Raw genomic sequence first — 21,008 nt, forward strand, 5'->3', positions numbered from 1 at the left:
GGATAGCATTAGGGAGGTGCAACATGAATCAGCAAGGTGTATTTACAGATTACTTTCATGAAGTAGAAAATTGGTGTGAAAGTGTTCTTCACGTATTAGATAGCCGCGCAATGGAAGTGTATGATGTCCATATGCTTGCTTATAAAATTCAGGCGTTGTTAGAGCGTATGAAAGAGCATGAGTATGAAACAGATGCAGAGTTTATGTATGAAATAAGTGATGATGTAGAACATATTCAGCATCACTTGCAGGAAGTATTTATGCAAGAAGAAGAGGAATATGAATTATATGAAAGAGGGGATAGCGAACGAGCTGTTCCAATTGGAGGACATACACTCCCGCCATTACCTTATCCGTATAATGCGTTAGAACCTTATATTTCTAAAGAAATTATGATGTTACACCATGATAAACATCATCGGAGTTACGTGGAAGGGTTAAATAAAGCAGAGAAGATGATGGAAGAAGCGAGAAAAACAAATCAATTTGATTTAATTAAGCATTGGGAAAGAGAAGCGGCTTTTCATGGGTCAGGTCATTACTTACACACGATATTTTGGAATAACATGAAAAAAGACGGTGGTGGGAGTCCAAGAGGTGCTTTTTCACAACAAATCGAACAAGATTTTGGGAGCTTTTTACGTTTCCAAAAACATTTTACAGAAGCGGCCTCTAAAGTAGAAGGTTCAGGCTGGGCAATTCTCGTTTGGGTGCCCCGGTCTGGAAGGTTAGAAATTTTGCAAAGTACACTTCATCAATTATTTACACAATGGGATACGATACCACTCCTTGTACTAGATGTCTGGGAACATGCGTATTATTTACAATACCAAAATCGAAAAGATGAATATATTAAAAACTGGTGGAATGTTGTAAATTGGCCTGATGTAGAAAAAAGGTTTGAAACTGCGAAACAAATTGAATGGACACCATATTAGACGCAAATTCTCTGCGTCTTTTTTAATGGAAGCAGAAGGAAGATTTCGTTCATATTTTAAAAGGCCAAGCATACACTTGTACAAAAAGTGCCAAAAGGACGTGGGGGGAAATATGAGACGAATTTGTGTAATCATTACGCTTCTTATTATGTACGCAAGCGTTATGCCGATTCCTACATATGCAAAGATGAACAGCAATGTCAGTGCTCGAAATGCTGTATTAATGGAGCAACAGTCTGGTCGTGTATTATACGGAAAAGCAGAACATGAACCACAAAAAATTGCTAGTATAACAAAAATTATGACTGCCTTGTTAGCTGCTGAATCAGGGAAGATGAAAGAAATGGTGTCAGTTAGCAATGAAGCGGTGAGGGTGGAAGGATCAGCAATCTATTTAAAGCCTGGACAAAAAGTGAAGTTAGAAGATTTAGTATACGGACTCATGCTTAGATCTGGTAATGACGCAGCGCAAGTAATTGCTGAAAGTGTGGGTGGGAGTATAGATGGATTCGTATATTTAATGAATGAAAAGGCGAAAGAAATTGGAATGAAAGATACTCACTTCTCAAACCCTCATGGTTTAGATGGAGATGGATCACATTATTCGTCGGCTTACGATATGGCGTTATTAACGAAGTATGCAATGGGAAACGAGTCATTTAAAAAAATCTTTGGAACAAAAACGTATAAATCCGATTCTTGGGATTACCCGTGGAAAAATAAACATAAGTTGGTAACGTCTTATTATGAATTTGCAACAGGAGGAAAAACAGGCTTTACGAAGAAAGCAGGAAGAACGCTTGTTACAACGGCATCAAAAGATGGACTAGATTTAATTGTCGTAACTTTGAGTGCTTCTAGTGATTGGGATGATCATATGAATCTATTTGATAAAGGATTTGAACGTTTCAAGCAAACGAAAGTTTTAGGACAAGGAGCAATTGCTGAAATAAATGAAAAGAAGTATGCCAACCATGTTTATACGAAAAATAGTTTTTCCGTACCGTTAACTGAAGAGGAAAGAAAGAACGTATTATTAAAAGTTGAACTGGATAAAAGTATAACGCTTGAGGATGGAGTAAAGGTTGGAAAGACAGATGTTTATGTTGGCAATGAGAAAGTTGGAGAACGGAATTTATTTTATAGTAAACGGAAGTTAGTAGCTACAACGGGACTTTACTGGAATAATGTGAAAGAAATTTTTTCTTACATGATAGGTGTTGGGAACAATGGTTAATCTCGTATGGGTAGCGATGGCTGTCATTGGGATTGTATACGCCATGATAAATGGAACGATGGAAGAAGTGAATAAGGCTGTATTTGACGGAGCAAAAGATGCAGTAACGATTTGTATAGGACTTATTAGTGTTTTAGTATTTTGGCTTGGTTTAATGAAAATTGCAGAGGAAGCCGGATTGTTAAAAAAATTAGTTTCACTTTTTATGCCGATAGTAAAAAGGTTGTTTCCAGAAATACCAAAGGATCATCCGTCCATGGGATTTATTCTATCAAATATGATGGCAAACTTTTTTGGTCTAGGTAATGCAGCAACCCCTCTTGGTATTAAAGCGATGGAACAACTAAAAGAGTTAAATGGAGGAAAGGATTCGGCGAGCCGTTCTATGGTGACGTTTCTAGCATTAAATACATCAGCTATTACATTAATTCCTACGACAGTCATTTCAATTCGAATGACATATGAATCAGCCAATCCTACTGAAATTGTTGGGGTAACATTTATTGCACAAGTACTTTCTATGATTGGAGCAATTTGGATTGACCGCTATTTTTACCGAAGAAGGAGTAGAAAGGGGCGGAAAAAATGAGTATTGTAAATACAATTTCCTTATGGGTAATCCCTTGTGTAATTGGTTTTATCCTTTTATATGGCACGATAAAGAAAGTGCCGACGTATGAATCGTTCGTTGAGGGAGGAAAAGAAGGGATTCAAATTGCAATTTCCATTTTACCGTTTATGGTTGGAATGCTTGTGTCTATTTCTATATTCCGATCGTCAGGTGCGCTAGATGCAATGATATCAGTAATGAAGCCAATGCTAGATTTAATTCACGTTCCAGCAGAAATCGTTCCATTAGCACTAATACGTCCTATTTCAGGTTCTGCTGGTCTAAGTATTACGACTGATTTAATTGCTACATATGGGCCAGACTCATTCATTGGGAGATTAGCTTCTACGATGCAAGGGAGTACAGATACGACTTTTTATATTTTAACAGTATACTTCGGAGCTGTTGGTATTAGAAAAATGGGAGATGCATTAAAAGTAGGTCTTTTTGCAGATTTAATCGGAATTATTTGCTCGATTGTCTTTGTTTCCCTATTGTTTCAGTAAAGCTATTCATTTTTTATGCTATTTCGCGTATAATACGTATACGACCACTATTAAGGTGTAGCTTAATAGTGGTTTTTTTATGCAGTATTTTTGACAAAATGATGAACTTTTATTGTGAGAAATATGAAAAATATGGACAATAATAAAGGATAAAAACATGATTTGACCTTTATATGTTTAATATCATCGCTATGTTGTTTAAGGGAGATGGAGCGAATAACCGTAAAGCGTATGCGGTTGCCAAGTCTTTCTAATGTAAGGTAAGATAAATTCGAGGTGAAAAAAAGAAATGGAACGATTACAAAAAGTGATTGCGCAAGCAGGTATTGCATCGAGAAGAAAGGCTGAGGAATTAATTCAGCAAGGAAAAGTGAAAGTTAACGGAAAAATAGTGAAAGAGTTAGGAACAAAAGTAACTCCTCAAGATAAAGTAGAAGTAAATAACATCCCTCTTGAAAAAGAAGAACCTGTTTATTTTTTACTATATAAACCAACTGGTGTAATTTCAAGTGTATCAGATGATAAAGGTAGAAGTGTTGTAACAGACTTTTTCCCTGAAATTACACAACGTTTATTCCCAATCGGACGTCTAGATTATGATACGTCAGGAGTATTATTAATGACAAACGACGGGGACTTCGCAAATATATTAATGCATCCTAAATATAAAGTTGAAAAAACGTATGTTGCAAAAATAAAAGGCCCATTAACAGGTGAGAAAATTCGCATGTTAGAACGCGGTGTTGCATTAGAAGATGGTAAAACAGCACCAGCACATGTGAAAATTATTTCTTGGGACAAGCGTAAAGAGATGGCTATTGTACAATTAACAATTCATGAAGGACGTAATCGTCAAGTGCGTCGTATGTTTGAAGCGTTAGACTGTAAAGTAGTGAAATTAAAACGTGAACGTTATGCTTTCTTAGAAGTAGGAAGCCTGCGACCTGGTGATGCGAGAGAATTGACACCACATGAGGTGAAACAATTACGCGCGCTTGCTTCTACAAAGCCAAGATAAGCTATAGAGTTAAAAATTCACCAGTGGAGTGCTCTGCTGGTGATTTATTCAATACAACATTTACAGAAGATAATACATAACATTTACCGAGGAGAGGAGAGGTAATATGAAGAAAAATCGCTTATTATTTCGCGTTATTATTCTACTCATTTTATGTGGTGCTGTAGGATTTACCCTTTATCAAGGATTGTTTGCTAATAAAGAGAAAATGCAAATCGGAAAAGAAGCACCTAACTTTGTTGTGACAGATTTAGAAGGGAAGAAAATTGAACTAAAAGATTTAAAGGGAAAAGGTGTATTTTTAAACTTTTGGGGTACGTGGTGTAAACCTTGTGAAAAAGAAATGCCTTATATGAATGAATTATATCCAAAGTATAAAGAAAAAGGCGTTGAAATCATAGCGTTAGATGCAGATGAAACGGATATTGCAGTAAAGAACTTTGTGAACCAATATGGTTTGAAATTCCCAGTTGCTATTGATAAAGGACAAAAGATTATAGGAACATATGGAGTAGGTCCATTACCGACAAGCTTTTTGATTGATAAAGATGGAAAAGTAGTGGAGCAAATTATAGGTGAACAAACGAAAGAACAGTTAGAAGAGTATTTAAAGAAAATTACTCCGTAATAAAGAAAGCCTTTACATAAGAGGTGCGTGTCTATAGTGCCTCTGATTTAAAAATTCTGAGTATTGCGGTAACTCGAGGTTAGAATATACAATAGTACATATAGATACAGGGGCGGTGAGAGTGTTGAAAGAAATTAAATGTGAATGTGGACATGTTAATCCGATAGGAACCGTTTTTTGTGAAGCTTGCGGGAAACCATTTGAAAGCAATGAAAATGCAAAACTATTGGATATGCGCTATGAGGGGAGTGCACGGAGATCTCTCACGCAAACAAAAACGATAGTCGATAAAATTTGGAGCTTTTTCTCTTCTGTAAAAGTCGGTGTATGGCTAATCGTAATAACTTTAGCTGCATCAGCGATAGGAACTATTTTTCCGCAAGAAATGTACATAACTCCAGGGATTGCACCAGCTGAATATTATAAGCAAGAATACGGATTTTTAGGGCAATTATACTATCAATTAGGATTTAATAATTTATACGGTTCATGGTGGTATATGATTTTGATTGCTTCTATCGGTATTTCACTTGTGATATGTAGTTTAGACCGCGTTATTCCACTTTATAAAGCTTTAAAAAAGCAAGGCGTAAAAAGACATCCTAGTTTTTTAAAGAGACAGAGATTATATGGGACTGGTACACCGCAAGATGGTGACCTGGAAAGAGTGCAAAAGAATTTAAAGAAAAGAAACTATAACGTGAAAGTGGAAGACGGAAACGTTTTAGCAGAAAAGGGACGCTTCTCGCGTTGGGGTCCATATGTAAATCATATCGGTCTTATTATCTTTTTATTCGGTGCGATGCTTCGTTTTTTACCGAGTATGTACGTAGACGAAGCACTTTGGTTACGTGATGGTGAAACAAAAGAAATACCAGGGACGGATGGACAATACTACTTAAAAAACGAGAAATTTATAAAAGAAGTTTATGATAAAAGTAAGGACAAGGAAGTTTTTGAGGAAGCGATTGATCGTGTAGGCGATAAAATGATTGCGAAAAACTTCCAAACGAATGCTGTATTATATAAAGCTGTGGGCGAAAATATAGCAGGGCAAAAACCAAAGTTGGAAAAAGTAAAAGAAGCGGAAATTCGAGTAAATGAACCACTGAAATTTGATCAATTTGCAGTGTATCAAGTGGATTATAAAGAAAGTGAATTTAAAAGTATGTCCTTCAACTTGCAAAATAAAGAAAATAATCAAAAATGGGGACCGATTAAAGTAGATTTAACGAATCCTAAGGAAAAATATGATTTAGGAAATGGTTATTCTCTAGAACTATTAAGCTATTTTCCTGATTTTTATTTTGATGAGAATGGAAAACCGAATACAAAAACGAAATTACCGAACAATCCTGCATTTGTATTTAAAATGTTTACACCTGAAACACCAGATGGTGAAGTGAGTTTTGTTGGTATTCAGCAAAATATAGAACCTGATGGAAACAACAAATATAAAATGTCGTTTGCGGGTGTTGAAATGCAAAATGCAACAGCACTTACTGTAAGAAAAGATTTAACGCTTTGGATTCTCGGTATTGGAGGATTTATATTTATGGTTGGTGTCATTCAAGGTATGTATTGGAATCATCGCCGTATTTGGATACAACGTGTTAATGATGAATGGTGGATTGCAGGGCATACGAATAAAAATTGGTTCGGTTTAAAGAAAGATATTGAAAGAGTAATAGAAGGTACAGCAATTCCACAGCCAAATGATAAAGTAATCGATAAAAAAATTAGTTAAGGTGGGGAAACGATATGGTGCAAATAAGTAGTAACTTTCTCTTTACCGCATTTATTTTATATTTAATTGCGACTCTATTTTTTGGTGGAGCCATTAAAGAAAAGGGACATAAATGGGCAAATGTAGGAATAACAATTACAATTTTAGGGTTTATAGCACAAACAGTATATTTTGTTACAAGGTGGATTGCATCAGGGCATGCGCCAGTTAGTAACTTTTTTGAATTCGGTACATTTTTCGGCATGATGCTTGTAGGAGCATTTATTGTAATGTATTTTATGTACCGCGTAAGTATAATTGGACTATTTGCATTACCAGTTGCGCTTTTATTAATTGCCTATGCAAGTATGTTTCCGAGGGAAATATCTCCGCTTATTCCATCTTTAAAAAGTAATTGGTTACATATTCACGTGACGACTGCAGCAGCAGGACAAGCAATTTTAGCGATTAGTTTTATTACGGGCGTCATGTATTTATTAAAAAATGTAGATCAATCAACGAGAAGTAAACGGACATTTTGGCTAGAGACGGTAGTGTTTACGCTTGTTTGTACAGTTGGATTTATTGGAGTAACAACGGTATTTTCTAGTATGAAATATGAAGCGAAGTTTCAATGGGTTGATAAAAATGAACAACAACTGGAAATGAAGTACAATCTTCCAGCTTTAGTAGGACCGCATGAAGGGAAGTTACAGACAGAAAATAAATTAGAACCGGTAGTTGAAGTTCCAGCGATTGTAAATGCAAAGAAATTAAATACTGTAATTTGGTCTGTGTTAGTCGGAACATTGCTTTATATCGTATTAAGGCTTGTTTTACGGAAGCGAGTATCGGCGGCACTTCAGCCGTTAGTAAAGAATACGAATAGTGATTTACTAGATGAAATCGGATATCGATCTATTGCAATTGGATTCCCAGTTTTCACATTAGGAGCGTTAATTTTTGCAATGATTTGGGCTCAAATAGCGTGGACGCGTTTTTGGGGCTGGGATCCGAAAGAGGTTTGGGCACTTATAACGTGGCTCTTTTATGCTGCAGTACTACATTTACGATTATCTAAAGGGTGGCATGGAGAGAAATCAGCTTGGCTTGCAGTAATTGGTTTTGCAATTATTATGTTTAACTTTATTGTAGTAAACTTAATTATTGCCGGTTTACATTCATATGCATAGAGAAATAAAATAGGAGAGTGCATGTCACTTTCCTATTTTATTTTTGTCAACTTTTCTTCTTTTTTGAGAAAAACATGACAAAGTAGCGGTTGATTTTGTAAAATGATGTCGAGGACATTATATACTGTTCAAAAAAAATACATAGTTTTGGAAAAAAATTGAACAAAATTTATTATTCTTGTGAAGCATAATATGGGAAGTGAAACATTTAGAAGATTGCTTAAATAAACGAGAATAGCGCAACATAATAGTAAAGAAGGGTAGGTGTGAACCGCTGAGGTGAGAGTACGCAGCGGGTAGAGATGGAAAATGAATCAAGAATTTTAATTGTAGATGATGAGGATCGTATTCGTCGTTTATTGAAAATGTACTTAGAAAGAGAACAATACACAATTGAAGAAGCAGATAATGGTGATACAGCTTTAGAAATGGCGTTGCAAAATGATTACGATTTAATCTTATTAGATCTTATGATGCCTGGTAAAGATGGCATTGAAGTATGTAAAGGGGTTCGTGAGAAGAAAGCGACACCAATTATTATGCTGACAGCAAAAGGTGAAGAAGTAAATAGAGTACAAGGATTTGAAGTTGGAACAGATGATTATATTGTAAAGCCATTTAGTCCACGTGAGGTCGTGCTACGTGTGAAAGCGGTATTACGTCGTGCTGTACCAACAACATTCTTTACACAAGATACAACGACAAAAGATGTTACTGTATTCCCGCACTTAACAATTGATAACGATGCACACCGTGTTACTGCAGATGGTAATGAAGTAAACTTAACGCCGAAAGAATATGAGTTACTATTATTTTTAGCGAAAGCTCCTGATAAAGTATTCGATCGTGAGCAATTGTTAAAAGAAGTATGGCAATATGAATTCTTCGGAGATTTACGTACAGTTGATACGCATGTAAAGCGTTTACGTGAGAAGTTAAGTAAAAAATCACCAGATGCTGCGAAGATGATTGTTACCGTTTGGGGCGTAGGTTATAAATTTGAGGTTGTGAACGACTGATGCTTTGGAGAAGTGTAGTAGGGAAGTTATGGATGACTATATTACTTCTCGTTTCGTTTGTGCTTGGATTTGTTGCGATTTTACTTTCACAGTTTTTTAGAACATATTATGTTGATATGAGTGAAGATAGGCTTCAAAAAGTTGCAACAAGTGTTTCAGAGTTAATTGAAGAAGGTGCCGATGTAAAAACGATTGAGAATATCGCGTACAAATTCTCTGATTCACTTTCAAGGATCATTATTGTAGAAGATGGTAAAGAAATATCATCTTCGCCGAAACAAGAAGGGTTAGTCACTCTTACAATGGATGATTTGAAAGAAGATAAAGAATTAGCGGCTGTTTTCACAGACAAAAAAGAAATTAAGAATAACATTAGAAAAGCCTCTAATAGTAGAAAGAATAAAAACACTGAAAATGATATTATGATTGTCGGAAAACCAGTGCAGTCAAAAAATCAAAGTGCAGTGTTCGTATACGAATCTTTACAAGTACCGATACAAGGCATGGAGAGAACGACTGATTTTATATTCTTATCAGCAGGGATTGCGATTATATTAACAACGTTCTTTGCATTCTTCTTGTCTACTCGAATTACAGCACCACTCCGTAAAATGCGTGAAGTTGCTTTTGAGGTGGCGCGTGGGAAGTTTGATGCGAAAGCTCCTATGGTGTCTCAGGACGAGATTGGTGAGCTTGCAACGGCCTTAAATCAAATGGGGAAACAGTTGAAGTTTAATATGAATGCACTGCAGCAAGAAAAAGAACAGTTAGCTAGTATTTTAAGTAGTATGGCAGATGGGGTTATTACGTTAAATCAAGAAGGTGAAGTCGTTGTAATTAATCCGCCGGCCGAACATTTCTTACAAGTTTGGCAAGAAGAAAAAGAGATAGAGCTAAGTAAAAAACTACCTTCTGAACTTGTGGAACTATTCCATCTTGTTGTAGAAAGTGAACAACAACAAGTTGTTGAAATTAATTTACAAAAAGGGAACTATGTAGTTCTTATGACGCCGCTTTACAATCAAACGAAAATTCGTGGAGCTGTAGCGGTACTGCGAGATATGACGGAAGAACGCCGTCTTGAAAAGATGCGTCAAGACTTTATTGCGAATGTATCGCATGAACTTCGTACACCAATGGTAATGCTGCAAGGGTATAGTGAAGCGATTTTAGATGATATTGTGCAAACGAAAGAAGAAATTGATGAGTTTGTTCAAATCATTTATGATGAATCCGTTCGTTTAGGTAAACTTGTAAATGAATTATTAGATTTAGCACGCATGGAAAGTGGTAATGTAGAGTTACATATAGGTGAAGTTGATATTCATCCTTTCGTTGAAAAAATAGGTCGTAAATTCCAAGGGATTGCAAAGGATAAAGAGGTCGCGTTAACGGTTGATTTCAAAGATTCAATTGAACAATACCCGTTTGATGCAGATCGTATGGAGCAAGTATTGACGAATTTAATTGATAACGCAATACGTCATACGAATGCAGGCGGACATGTAACGCTTGTAATTGATTCGAAAAATAATGGCCTCATTTTTGAAGTACAAGATTCGGGTGCAGGCATTCCAGAAGAGGATATTCCATTTTTATTTGATCGTTTCTATAAAGCTGATAAAGCAAGAACACGTGGGAAAAAGGGTGGAACAGGACTCGGGCTTGCGATTGCGAAAAATATTGTTCAAGGTCATGATGGTAAAATTTCTGTTTCAAGTGTTGTTGGAGAAGGAACTACATTCTCTGTATATTTACCGAATCGTATAATTTAGATATGTGTTTTTAAAGTTGATAATGAATAAAGTTCTGCTGTTTTTTATTTTTTTGTAAACTCAATTAAATAAAGAATGGTAGAACTTTTTTCTATGTTGCTCGAATAAAGAATAACAAGAGAGGTGCTGTGAAGAAATGAAATTATATACAAAAACAGGAGATAAAGGAACGACAAGTGTAATAGGCGGTAGAGTTGATAAAGATGATATCCGTGTGGAAGCGTATGGAACAATAGACGAGGCGAATTCTCATATCGGATATGCAATGACTAAGCTTCAAGGCGGGACTTATAGAGATATTTACAATGAGCTCGAAAATATTCAACATGAGCTATTTGATTGCGGAGGAGACTTGGCAATAGTGGAACAAAAAATTCCTTATAAGGTGACAATTGAGATGGTTGAAAGCTTAGAAAGAAAGATTGATTTGTATATAGAAGAAGCACCGCCGCTAGAGCGCTTTATTTTACCAGGTGGAAGCGAGTCGGCAGCTGCTATTCATATTGCACGTACAGTTGTAAGGCGAGCAGAACGATGTATCGTGTCCTTACAAAAAGAAGGAGAAATAAATGAAGTTGTTCTAAAGTATGTAAATAGATTATCTGACTATTTATTTGCAGTAGCTAGAGTAATAAATGCCCGATTACAAGTGAAAGATGTGGAGTATAACCATAGTGCATTAGTTTTTCGTGATAAGAAAGAGAAGGAAGTGGAGTAATTCACTTTCTTTTTTTGTATACTTTTTTCTGTAATATACCAAAATAGAGAAGGTATGGTGGTAATTAGAAAACGGAGGATGTATATGAAAGTTTTAAAATGCGGAGTCATGTTATTGAGTATACTGTTTGTATCTCAATTACATGTTTATGCAGAAGAAAATCGATGGACATGGCCTGTTGAAGGTCAGATAAGTGATTATTTTGGGACAAGGCATGGAAAACACTATGGTATTGATGTAGCTGCACCGATTGGAACGCCTGTGGCAGCTATCCAAGATGGTAAGGTAACGAAGTCTTATTATTCAAGTAGTTATGGAAATGTTGTATTTATTAAACACGGAGAATATGAGGCTGTATATGCACATTTAAATAAGAGATATGTAGTTCAAGGGGATTATATTTCAAAAGGGGAAATAATTGGAGAAGTAGGAAATACAGGAGAATCACGAGGTGCACATTTACATTTAGAAGTTCATCAAGGAAGATGGACGATGGCAAAACAGAATGCGATGAATCCATTGCTTGTTTTACATGAACAAAGAAATGAAGTCGTTTCTTCATCGTTATATGTCGTGCAAAAAGGGGACACTTTAGTTAGTATTGCACGGAAATTTAGTATGTCAGTTAAGGAAATTAAAGAAAAAAATGGGCTGCAGCAAGAGCTAATTTATCCTAATCAACAATTATATGTTAAGTAAAGGCAACGTCTCAAAAATTAAACTTTGAATATTCTTAAATAAGGTTCAATGTAAATGAAATTATATGGGCGCTTCTGCTAGAAGTATTGAGTGAATTAGAGTATTTATATCTAAAAGAAAACCGTCCCAAAATTTATTTTGGGACGGCTTCTTTTACCAAAAAATAAAGACACATATAAATCCAGAAATAGCTAAATAGCTATATAAGTAAAAAACTTTTGTTCTTGTTTTCTCTTTTGTTCGAAACAGTACGATAGTCGGTTCAATTAAACCGATTGTCAAACAAAGTAGGCCAAGAAGCATACAACCAATCGAAATAGAATACAGGGCGATTTGTGGTGCTTGAAATGGAATCATCCATTTTAATAAAAATGCAATAAGTGCAGTGTAACAAATGCTACCGATGTATTTATTCAGTGGTGTATTAGAACGAAAACCAGGAAGTTTTTTTAAGAAAGAGCGGGAAACAACTTCTGTTTGTAAAGATGTATGCTCTTCAATAATTCTTTGAGCTTCTTTTCCTTTTTGAAAAAGGGATAAGATCCAATTTCGCTCACCCTGAAAAATAAATTGAGAAGTTGTCAAATAGTGATCAATCTTCACTTTACTCCAACTTTTCCACGGATGACGCTCACACAATTTTAATTTACTTTCTGTTTTTTTATCATACTGATAAATACTGATGCCATCTTCATCGAAAGTAGCATAGTATGTCTCGTTTGAGAATGTGCCTAAATCAATTGGGCAGTAGAAAAGTAATTCTTTTTTTAAGTAAAAGTATTCTTTTCTTAAGTTTTTTTTCATTGCTTCTCGAATAGAATGTCTCTTTTCTTTTTTCATGACATTTCCTCCATAACTCAGAAAATGTTCTTATCTTAACAATTCAATATCTTATCACTTTTAATTATATATGACTAGGTAATTCAAAAGAGAAATGCCGAATAATAAAAAATATGGATTGTATTGTAAAATATCTCGCAATTTATTTATTGTTACGAAAAATAAATAACTAATTTTAAATAAGTTACAATTTTTTTGTTCACAATGTTATGAGGTTGTTGTATAATGAAGGGGAAAATAGAATATCGGTCTATCTTCGGGGCAGGGTGAAAATCCCGACCGGCGGTGATGAACTATTTATGATTTTGTTCTAAGCCCGCGAGCCGTTAAGGCAGGATTTGGTGTGATTCCAAAGCCGACAGTACAGTCTGGATGGGAGAAGATGGAGGTTCAAGCGTTCAAAAAAGATATGGATTTGAACGTCTGTTTGATGTGCCTTAAATTCTCCCTTTGTGTAAAACACAAAGGGTTTTTTCGTTCTATGAAAAAATAGGCATAGCAGAACCTTTCCACTTTCCATGAGAAGATCGATGGAAAAGGAGAGAGAAAGATGAAACAAAAAAACAGTGTGGTGCAGATGGTGAGTGTAGCGATGCTAAGTAGTATTGCATATTTACTAATGATGTTAGATTTCCCGTTCCCAGGGCTTCCGCCATTTTTGAAAATTGATTTTAGTGATGTACCAGCTCTAATTGCAGCAATTATCTTTGGACCAGTAGCTGGAGTGATTGTAGAGGCAATAAAGAACATTTTACATTACGGGATTCAAGGAAGTTTAACGGGAGTACCAGTTGGAGAAATTGCAAACTTTATTGCAGGATGTTTATTTATTGGACCAGCAGCTTTCTTATTTAGAAAGTATCGTACTGTGAAGAGTTTAACGACAGGGTTAATGCTAGGGACAATTACAATGGCACTTATTATGAGTGTATTAAACTACATCATCATATTCCCGGCGTACACTTGGTTTTTAAATTCACCAGCTATGTCTAGCGAAGCTATAAGAACAACGGTTGTAACGGCAATCTTACCATTTAATTTAATTAAAGGAATTGTTGTAACAATTGTATTTGTGGCATTATTCTCACGCCTGAAAGTATGGGTGTTTGCAAAAATGAAAAATGCATAATATATATAAACCATTAGTAGTGTGGAACTACTAATGGTTTTTTATTAAGGAAAATAAAATTTAGATACAAAAAATGCCCCTCATCAATATGAGGGGCATTTTTTGAAGTTAATAAAAGACTATTCAAATTTTAAAGCGTCTCCGTCGAATGATTCGTCAGCAACTTTAATTGAGTCAGTTGGACAGCCTTCGAATGCATCCATCATATCTTCAATTAATACATCTGGAATTTCAACGATACCTTGGTTATCGTCTAATGTTACAAATGCAATACCTTCATCATCATAGTCATAAATGTCTGGTGCAGCAGCGCCACAAGCACCACATGCAATACAAGTATCTTTATCAACGATTGTATATTTTGCCATCTTTTTTCCCTCCTGATAATATGTATGTGAAAAGCTTGCCATAAAAATTATAACCTTATTGTAAAACGGTTTGTAAAACTTTTCAACATAAAATTATAATGATAATGCTTATCAATTAGAGTGTCAACTTATTTTTGAATTATGTCATAAGATTTTCAAAATACGTAAATATGATTTCGTTTGATACAATAGAATATATACAAGTATATAGTTCTTATTATGATAAGTTTAATGAGCGACAGTAGATAGTATAATTGTACTGAAAAGAATGAAGTTAAGATTGGAAGGTGGAAGCGGTCATGCAAATACAATATACTTTGTTGCATTGTTTAAAACAATTGAATGGTGAAAGAACCGTTTCATCTATTTATTATTTACTAAAGGGCAAACGTTCTTCGCAAACTTTACAAGATGGAAATATGTTTAGAATTTCTTTTTTGTTCGGAATATATAAATCATTAAATAGAAATGACTATGATGGTGAAGTTGTAAAGTTGTTGCAAGCAGATTTTATTCAAGAAATACATGAAAATACATATGTGTTAACACCTAAGGGTAAAACGCAGTTACATAAATGGGAGGAAGTTTATGCTTTTCCAGCGCATTTGCATGGTTTACATTATGGAGAATTAGGTGAAACATTTTGGAAAAGATTGTCATTGATTATTCAAACTGTATCAAATTTACAACAGAATAATACTAAGTTTATCCCGATTCAACAAGATACAGAAATAATGATGTGGGTGAAACGTTTTCTAACAGGAAGGCCATATAAGAGAAGTGAATTGGCGAGAAAACTGTGGACGGAAGTACATAATCTTTTAGAAAAAAGTAATGCGATAGAAGCGACGATTGTAACATATCGACTAACGGGTTATGAACGGATTGGTTGTACATTGCAACAATTAGCAGAAATTACGAAACAAGATATGTTCAGGGTGTATTTTTTATTTTGGGGTACAATGCATTTCTTTATACAAGAAGTTCGTGATAAAGAAAATGAATTTCCGCTATTAGCTGAAATTATATCTTATCCAAATGAGAGAGCTGAACTATTTAGTTTATCCACGAAAAAAACATATAATTTTTGGAGACAAGGGCGTTCTTTAGAAGAAATAGCAACGATTCGGAATTTGAAGGTTGCAACGATAGAAGATCATTTTGTTGAAATTGCTTTGCGAGAAAAAGATTTTTCTATTGAAATGTTTATGGAAAAAGAAAAGATAGACAAAGTAATAAAAGTAATTGAAGCATTGCAAACGCGGAAGTTACGTGTTTTGAAACAAGCGATTGGAGAAGATATCTCTTATTTTGAAGTTCGTCTTGTATTAGCGCGGATGGAGGGTGTAAATGAAACTTGAAGAATATTTATATAAGTGGTTTGGATATTCTGAATTTCGTCCAGGTCAAAAAGGAGTTATTACAGATTTATTAGAAGGAAAAGATGTGATAGCAATGCTTCCGACTGGAAGAGGAAAGTCTATGTGCTATCAGTTTCCGGGGCTTATGCGAGCAGGAACAGTGCTTGTTGTATCGCCGTTATTATCTTTAATGGAAGATCAAGTGACACAATTAAAGTATGTTGTGAAAAACCGAGTGATAGCATTTAATAGTTTTCGGACATTAAATGAAAAAAGAGAAGCGATGAAAAAATTATCTTCATATAAATTTATTTTTGTTTCACCAGAGATGTTACAGTCGGAGTTATTAATTAGGGAATTGAAGAAAATTCATATTTCATTATTTGTTGTTGATGAGGCTCATTGTATTTCTCAATGGGGTTATGATTTTAGACCGGACTATAAGAAACTAAATGTAGTTATTGAAAATATTGGTTCTCCTACAGTGTTAGCATTGACAGCCACAGCGACAAAAGGGGTACTGCAAGATATCGCAGACAGTTTAAATTTAAAGGGTGCCGCGGAACATGTATACTCTATTGACCGTCCTAATATTGCAATGGAGGTGCAATTTGTAGAGACGATAGAAGAAAAGAAAGAGGCGCTTTTGGAGCAGGTGATGTATTTACAAGGGCCGGGGATTGTATATTGTTCAAGTAGAGCGTGGACAGAAAGGTTAACGGAATACTTGAGAGGGAAAGGTGTTACTGGTGTAGCTTTTTATCATGGTGGTATGGAACATGAAGAGCGTATGTTAATTCAACAGCAGTTTATGAACGATCAATTGCAGCTTGTAATATGTACAAGTGCATTTGGTATGGGGGTAAATAAGGCGAATACGCAATATATTATTCATTTTCATTATCCAACTAATATAGCTTCTTACTTACAAGAAATCGGAAGAGCTGGAAGAGATGGCAAACCGAGTATAGCTATTTTATTGTGTAGTCCGTTGGATCATGATTTACCACTTTCAATCATTGAGGATGAATTGCCAAGTAAGTCGCAAATACAATTTTTATTTTCTTTACTACAAGAAAGAATGTTTCAAACGAAAGAATTACCAATAGAAGATGTAGAAGAAATTTGTTATAATGCAGCAAGATTTAATGAGCAATATTGGCGTTTCGTTCGTTATCATCTCGAACAGGTTGGAATTATACAACAACGAAGATTATTATTAGAGGGTTTGTCAGATGAAATTATGAACCGATTAATAGCTGAAGTAGAAATAAGGTTGCGTAATAAATATAGTGAATTAGAAAATATGAAGTCATGGATACGAGTTAAAGGATGTAGACGTGAATATGTGCTGCAACAGTTCGGTTATAGGAAAGAGAAAGAGTTAAATAATTGCTGCGATTATTGCGGTATTACAAAAGAAGATTATAAAAAAAGACGAGCGCAACAATCGGATTTCGACTATAATTGGGAAACAGAGTTACAAAAGCTTTTCGGCCTAGAAAAGATGGAGGAATGATGAACATTCAAAGGCATAATGTTGAAGATATGAGTCCGCAGGAAATAAGGCTGAATCTATATATAACACAGTTAATTATTATCGGTATTGGCTGTTTACTAGCATATATATTATTTCAAGATGTAAAAGAAGTGTTTAATTTATGGAAATGGGAACCAGTATCTATACTTATTATAGGTGGTTTGTTAGCGATTGGTATTGTGTTATTAGATTATGTTGCAATGCGAGTGTTTCCAGAGTCTTGGTTTGATGATGGTGGTATTAACGATAAGATGTTTCGAGGAATGTCGGTTCTACATTTACTCGTTATTACGTTCGTAATCGGTTTTGCAGAAGAATTTTTATTTAGAGGTGTAGTGCAGACTCATTTTGGAATTGTAATTGCGAGTTTAGTATTTGCAGTGTTACATATTCGTTATATAACAAAGCCATTTTTGTTTTGTTTCGTCTGTTTCATTAGTTTTGTCTTTGGTTATGTATTTGAATGGACAGGGAATTTGTTTATAACAATCTTTGCACACTTTCTTGTTGATTTTATAATGGGACTCCAATTAAGAAAATAAATGGAAGGTGGTGGTGAACAACATGAGGAAACGAATTCCTGATTTTGAAGAGGAATTAGAAGTTGAGCGAGTGGAAGAAAAAGAAAGTTTACCGCCGCGTAGTGAAATTCATAGAAATAAAGAGAAAAAACAAAAGTTTAAAATAAATCACATTTTCGTCCGGGTTTTAACATTTCTATTCATTCTGCTGCCAATTAGTATTTTGTGGTATACGGATAAATATATTCAGGTGAAGGGCGATAGTAATAATGCCGGGAAAAGTGCGTTTGAAGTAATCTTCTTTGATTCAGCTAAATCTGATTCACAGAAACAGTCTGAAAAAGCGATAACGCATACTGTGAAAGAGGGAGAAACTTTAGAAAGTATAGCGAAGCAATATTTTTCGGATGAAAATGGGATTGAAGTCATTAAAAAGTATAATAACTTGCAAGAAGATGAAGTGAGTGCAGGGCAAGAATTAAAAATTCCGATAAAAGATAAATCCACAAAGCAAGAGAGCTAGTGAATTAAGCGATCACAATTTGTTATAAAAGCCTAGGATTATCTTTATGAGGAGGGGAGTAAAAAATATGATATGGATTATATTATTCAGTACTCTCATAGGCATTGGGATTTTATTACTTCTTGTGATGTATAAAGAAGCGACGCGTAATACGGTGTTGGAACATACTTTAGTATTTAAAGAATTTCCGAAAAGTTTTCAAAAAGTAAATGTGTTTTTTATTTCTGATATTCATAGAAGAGTTATTTCGAATTTGTTAATTGAACAAGTAAAAGGAAAAGTAGATCTAGTAATTATCGGAGGAGATTTAGCAGAGAAAGGTGTCTCTTTATCAAAAATCTCTGCGAATATTCAAAAGTTAAGAGAGATAGCTCCTGTATATTTTGTGTGGGGAAACAATGATTATGAGATAGAATATCATGAATTAGATGCGTTATTATTAGAAAATAACGTAAAAGTTTTAGATAATACAAGAGTGGTATTTGAGTCTGAATTAGGAGAGAAAATTTGTTTGCTCGGTATAGATGATGTTGGATTGCACCGTGATCGTCTAGATTTGGCATTGGTGGATTGTAAAGAAGAAGGTTTTCGTATCTTAGTTAGTCACAACCCTGATATAATAAAAAAGATGTCTGGAAATGAGCAGATTTCACTTGTATTAAGTGGACATACGCATGGGGGACAAATCCGATTATTCCCATCTAAAAAATATTTAAAAGGTGGCGTATATAACCATTTGAATACGATTCTCTTTGTTAGTAATGGGTACGGAACAACATTGATACCACTTCGTTTCCGAGCACCTGCTCAAACACATATTATTACATTGTGCGGAGGGAAATGATGCCAACTCTTAGTGGAAAATATAATATAAAAGCTGTTTCGAATATAATTGGAGTTCAGCCGAGTACGCTTCGTGCATGGGAAAGACGATATCAAATTATTGCCCCAAAGCGGAATCAAGCTGGGCATCGTTTATATACAGAAGAACATATTCAAATTTTAAAATGGTTAATGGAAAAAGTTTCTTCCGGTATGATGATTGGACAAGCAGTTCAGTTATTAGAAGAGAATCGTTTGCAGAGTACAGTTCAAAAAGAGATACCTTTCGATAAAGAAGTTGTTTTAGTGGACGATTTGCTACAAGCTTTGTTAAAATTTGATGAAATTACAATTACTGCATTATTAAACGAAGCTTTTAGTATATATTCAACAGAGAAGGTTGTTGCCAGTATCGTTCTTCGAGTGACAGACAATTTATTAATGTCAAAAAATAATAATGAGATTTCAATGGCGCAATTCCAATATGCACTATCATTTTTACAAACGCGTCTAGGAATGGTGTATCACAATGCCTCAATGTTTTCCTCTTTACACAAAGTTATTGTGTTAGAAAAGAATGCATTGCAAGGATTTATTTTTTCAACGTATTTACGCTTAAAAGGATATGAGGCGATATATATTAGGACAAGCTTAGCTGAAGATGGTATGTTGTCAGCGGTAGAAGAAATACAGCCGAAATATGTATTTGTATCTTTTGCTGACGAACAAGAAATGAAAAAGACGATGAACTTTATAAATTTATTACAAGAAAAAAGGGAATCTCTTTCTGTTGGCTTTATCGGAAAGGTAGGCGTTCTAAACCAGTTGGACATTGAAACAACCTTAATTGGTGATACAAAAGAAGAATGGGATGAATGGTTAAAAATGTCGGAATAGTTGTTCGAAAAGAACCATCTATTTTCTATTTCATATAATAAAAATTAGATGCATTGGTTACGTAGGGAGGGTATGAGATGAGGCTGGAACGATTAAATTACAATAAGATAAAAATTTTTCTAACATTTGATGATTTATCTGAACGAGGATTAACGAAAGAAGATTTATGGAGAAATGCGCCGAAAGTACAGCAATTATTTCGTGATATGATGCAAGAAGCAAATAAGGAATTAGGATTTGAAGCAGATGGTCCGATTGCAGTTGAAGTATTTTCTCTACAAGCACAAGGGATGGTTGTAATTGTAACGAAAGAAAATCAAGAAATGGATACAGATGATGAGTTTCGTGACGAGTTTATTGAAATGCAAGTGACTCTAGATGAAAGTGAGCATATATTATATGAGTTTGCTACGCTAGATGACATAATTAACCTGTCGAATCGCTTATATAACCTTGGTGTAACTGGCGGAAAGCTATATACGTGGGATAAGCGCTTCTATCTTTGGATGGAAGAAGAGGAACAAATTCAATTGTTAAAGGCGGATTTTATAGCTATTTTAGCGGAATACGGTAATCCGTCTACCGCAACTATTTATCGCATCATGGAGTACGGTAAAGAATTAATGGATTTTAATGCGATAGAACAAATACACAATTACTTTGTGAAAAAACAAAACCTCAGCTAATACAACATAGCTGAGGTTTTGTTTTTATTTGGATAAGGGAAGGGATGATTGTAAATACTCCAACATACTTTTTTAAAATAAAATATGCAGTTTTATGGGAGTATGTTTGAGTAAAATAAAAAATATTTAAATATTTAAGTATTTTACTTTTCTAAAAGTAATAAAAGGACTATAATAATAGTGAAAACGCTTGCAACAGAAAATAGTTTGTATATATTTGTTAGCGTTTTCTATTGCATTCCAAATTTAAGGGT

General features: G+C 34.7%; 22 protein-coding genes and 1 riboswitch. Of the genes, 20 read left to right on the forward strand and 2 right to left on the reverse strand.

Features of this window, described 5'->3' with window-relative positions; translation table 11 throughout:
• Positions 1-23 precede the first annotated feature (23 nt).
• The 12 genes from ASE54_RS00945 to ASE54_RS01000 all read left to right on the forward strand — a co-directional run bounded on the left by ASE54_RS00945 (position 24) and on the right by ASE54_RS01000 (position 12,067).
• Complete coding sequence (locus ASE54_RS00945; protein WP_001075736.1) at positions 24-938, forward strand: superoxide dismutase; 915 nt, start codon at positions 24-26, stop codon at positions 936-938.
• Positions 939-1,050: 112 nt separating this feature from the next.
• A complete protein-coding gene (locus tag ASE54_RS00950; RefSeq protein WP_001252627.1) occupies positions 1,051-2,175 on the forward strand; it encodes a D-alanyl-D-alanine carboxypeptidase family protein in 1,125 nt (374 codons plus the stop codon).
• On the forward strand, positions 2,168-2,764 hold the full coding sequence (gene spmA / locus ASE54_RS00955) for a spore maturation protein SpmA (RefSeq protein WP_000247810.1): 597 nt from the start codon (positions 2,168-2,170) through the stop codon (positions 2,762-2,764). The genes ASE54_RS00950 and spmA overlap by 8 nt, the downstream gene beginning before the upstream one ends.
• A complete protein-coding gene (gene spmB / locus ASE54_RS00960) occupies positions 2,761-3,291 on the forward strand; it encodes a spore maturation protein SpmB (RefSeq protein ID WP_000029514.1) in 531 nt (176 codons plus the stop codon). Before spmA ends, spmB begins: the two co-directional genes overlap by 4 nt.
• A 289-nt stretch (positions 3,292-3,580) precedes the next feature.
• Entirely contained in the window at positions 3,581-4,309 is a 729-nt protein-coding gene (rluB, locus tag ASE54_RS00965) for a 23S rRNA pseudouridine(2605) synthase RluB (protein WP_000440553.1), read from the forward strand.
• 106 nt (positions 4,310-4,415) lie between these two features.
• Complete coding sequence (resA, locus tag ASE54_RS00970) at positions 4,416-4,937, forward strand: thiol-disulfide oxidoreductase ResA (protein ID WP_000742195.1); 522 nt, start codon at positions 4,416-4,418, stop codon at positions 4,935-4,937.
• A 121-nt stretch (positions 4,938-5,058) separates the two neighbouring features.
• A complete protein-coding gene (gene resB / locus ASE54_RS00975) occupies positions 5,059-6,684 on the forward strand; it encodes a cytochrome c biogenesis protein ResB (RefSeq protein WP_000910521.1) in 1,626 nt (541 codons plus the stop codon).
• Between the two features lie 14 nt (positions 6,685-6,698).
• On the forward strand, positions 6,699-7,856 hold the full coding sequence (resC, locus tag ASE54_RS00980) for a cytochrome c biogenesis protein ResC (RefSeq protein WP_000250089.1): 1,158 nt from the start codon (positions 6,699-6,701) through the stop codon (positions 7,854-7,856).
• A gap of 302 nt (positions 7,857-8,158) precedes the next feature.
• Positions 8,159-8,875: a DNA-binding response regulator ResD gene (gene resD, locus ASE54_RS00985; protein WP_000426861.1), complete on the forward strand. Its 717-nt coding sequence runs from the start codon at positions 8,159-8,161 to the stop codon at positions 8,873-8,875.
• The gene (resE, locus tag ASE54_RS00990) at positions 8,875-10,650 is read left to right on the forward strand and encodes a sensor histidine kinase ResE (protein ID WP_000964694.1); all 1,776 of its coding nucleotides are present in this window, start codon (positions 8,875-8,877) and stop codon (positions 10,648-10,650) included. The genes resD and resE overlap by 1 nt, the downstream gene beginning before the upstream one ends.
• Before the next feature lie 136 nt (positions 10,651-10,786).
• Complete coding sequence (locus ASE54_RS00995) at positions 10,787-11,368, forward strand: cob(I)yrinic acid a,c-diamide adenosyltransferase (RefSeq protein WP_000781273.1); 582 nt, start codon at positions 10,787-10,789, stop codon at positions 11,366-11,368.
• A gap of 84 nt (positions 11,369-11,452) precedes the next feature.
• Positions 11,453-12,067, forward strand: coding sequence for a peptidoglycan DD-metalloendopeptidase family protein (locus ASE54_RS01000; RefSeq protein ID WP_000866115.1), 615 nt, complete (start codon positions 11,453-11,455; stop codon positions 12,065-12,067).
• 153 nt (positions 12,068-12,220) lie between these two features.
• Here the strand turns inward: ASE54_RS01000 and ASE54_RS01005 are convergent, their stop codons facing one another.
• On the reverse strand, positions 12,221-12,907 hold the full coding sequence (locus ASE54_RS01005; protein WP_000711799.1) for a hypothetical protein: 687 nt from the start codon (positions 12,905-12,907) through the stop codon (positions 12,221-12,223).
• A gap of 248 nt (positions 12,908-13,155) precedes the next feature.
• Positions 13,156-13,295, forward strand: a riboswitch (FMN riboswitch).
• Positions 13,296-13,457: 162 nt separating this feature from the next.
• Here ASE54_RS01005 and ASE54_RS01010 point away from each other — a divergent pair.
• Positions 13,458-14,036: an ECF transporter S component gene (locus ASE54_RS01010; protein ID WP_000810856.1), complete on the forward strand. Its 579-nt coding sequence runs from the start codon at positions 13,458-13,460 to the stop codon at positions 14,034-14,036.
• A 119-nt stretch (positions 14,037-14,155) separates the two neighbouring features.
• On the opposite strand, the gene ASE54_RS01015 is transcribed toward ASE54_RS01010, so the two are convergent.
• Positions 14,156-14,404, reverse strand: coding sequence for a ferredoxin (locus ASE54_RS01015; RefSeq protein WP_001151993.1), 249 nt, complete (start codon positions 14,402-14,404; stop codon positions 14,156-14,158).
• Positions 14,405-14,703: 299 nt separating this feature from the next.
• On the opposite strand from ASE54_RS01015, the gene ASE54_RS01020 reads away from it, so the two are divergent.
• The 7 genes from ASE54_RS01020 to ASE54_RS01050 all read left to right on the forward strand — a co-directional run bounded on the left by ASE54_RS01020 (position 14,704) and on the right by ASE54_RS01050 (position 20,754).
• Entirely contained in the window at positions 14,704-15,765 is a 1,062-nt protein-coding gene (locus ASE54_RS01020; RefSeq protein ID WP_001167016.1) for a helix-turn-helix domain-containing protein, read from the forward strand.
• Positions 15,755-17,284, forward strand: a complete 1,530-nt coding sequence (gene recQ / locus ASE54_RS01025) for an ATP-dependent DNA helicase RecQ (RefSeq protein ID WP_000762959.1) — start codon at positions 15,755-15,757, stop codon at positions 17,282-17,284. Before ASE54_RS01020 ends, recQ begins: the two co-directional genes overlap by 11 nt.
• Complete coding sequence (locus ASE54_RS01030; protein ID WP_001025781.1) at positions 17,284-17,847, forward strand: CPBP family intramembrane glutamic endopeptidase; 564 nt, start codon at positions 17,284-17,286, stop codon at positions 17,845-17,847. The genes recQ and ASE54_RS01030 overlap by 1 nt, the downstream gene beginning before the upstream one ends.
• Positions 17,848-17,869: 22 nt before the next feature.
• Complete coding sequence (locus ASE54_RS01035; protein WP_001231548.1) at positions 17,870-18,349, forward strand: LysM peptidoglycan-binding domain-containing protein; 480 nt, start codon at positions 17,870-17,872, stop codon at positions 18,347-18,349.
• Between the two features lie 67 nt (positions 18,350-18,416).
• Entirely contained in the window at positions 18,417-19,193 is a 777-nt protein-coding gene (locus tag ASE54_RS01040) for a metallophosphoesterase (protein ID WP_000637789.1), read from the forward strand.
• Positions 19,193-20,068, forward strand: a complete 876-nt coding sequence (locus ASE54_RS01045; RefSeq protein WP_001142723.1) for a MerR family transcriptional regulator — start codon at positions 19,193-19,195, stop codon at positions 20,066-20,068. Before ASE54_RS01040 ends, ASE54_RS01045 begins: the two co-directional genes overlap by 1 nt.
• 77 nt (positions 20,069-20,145) lie before the next feature.
• Positions 20,146-20,754 carry a genetic competence negative regulator gene (locus ASE54_RS01050; protein WP_001235399.1) on the forward strand — a complete coding sequence of 203 codons (609 nt, stop codon included), beginning with the start codon at positions 20,146-20,148 and terminating at the stop codon, positions 20,752-20,754.
• Positions 20,755-21,008: the final 254 nt, after the last annotated feature.

The sequence above is a fragment of the Bacillus sp. Root131 genome (assembly GCF_001429475.1).
In the GTDB taxonomy this organism is placed as follows: domain Bacteria; phylum Bacillota; class Bacilli; order Bacillales; family Bacillaceae_G; genus Bacillus_A; species Bacillus_A thuringiensis_S.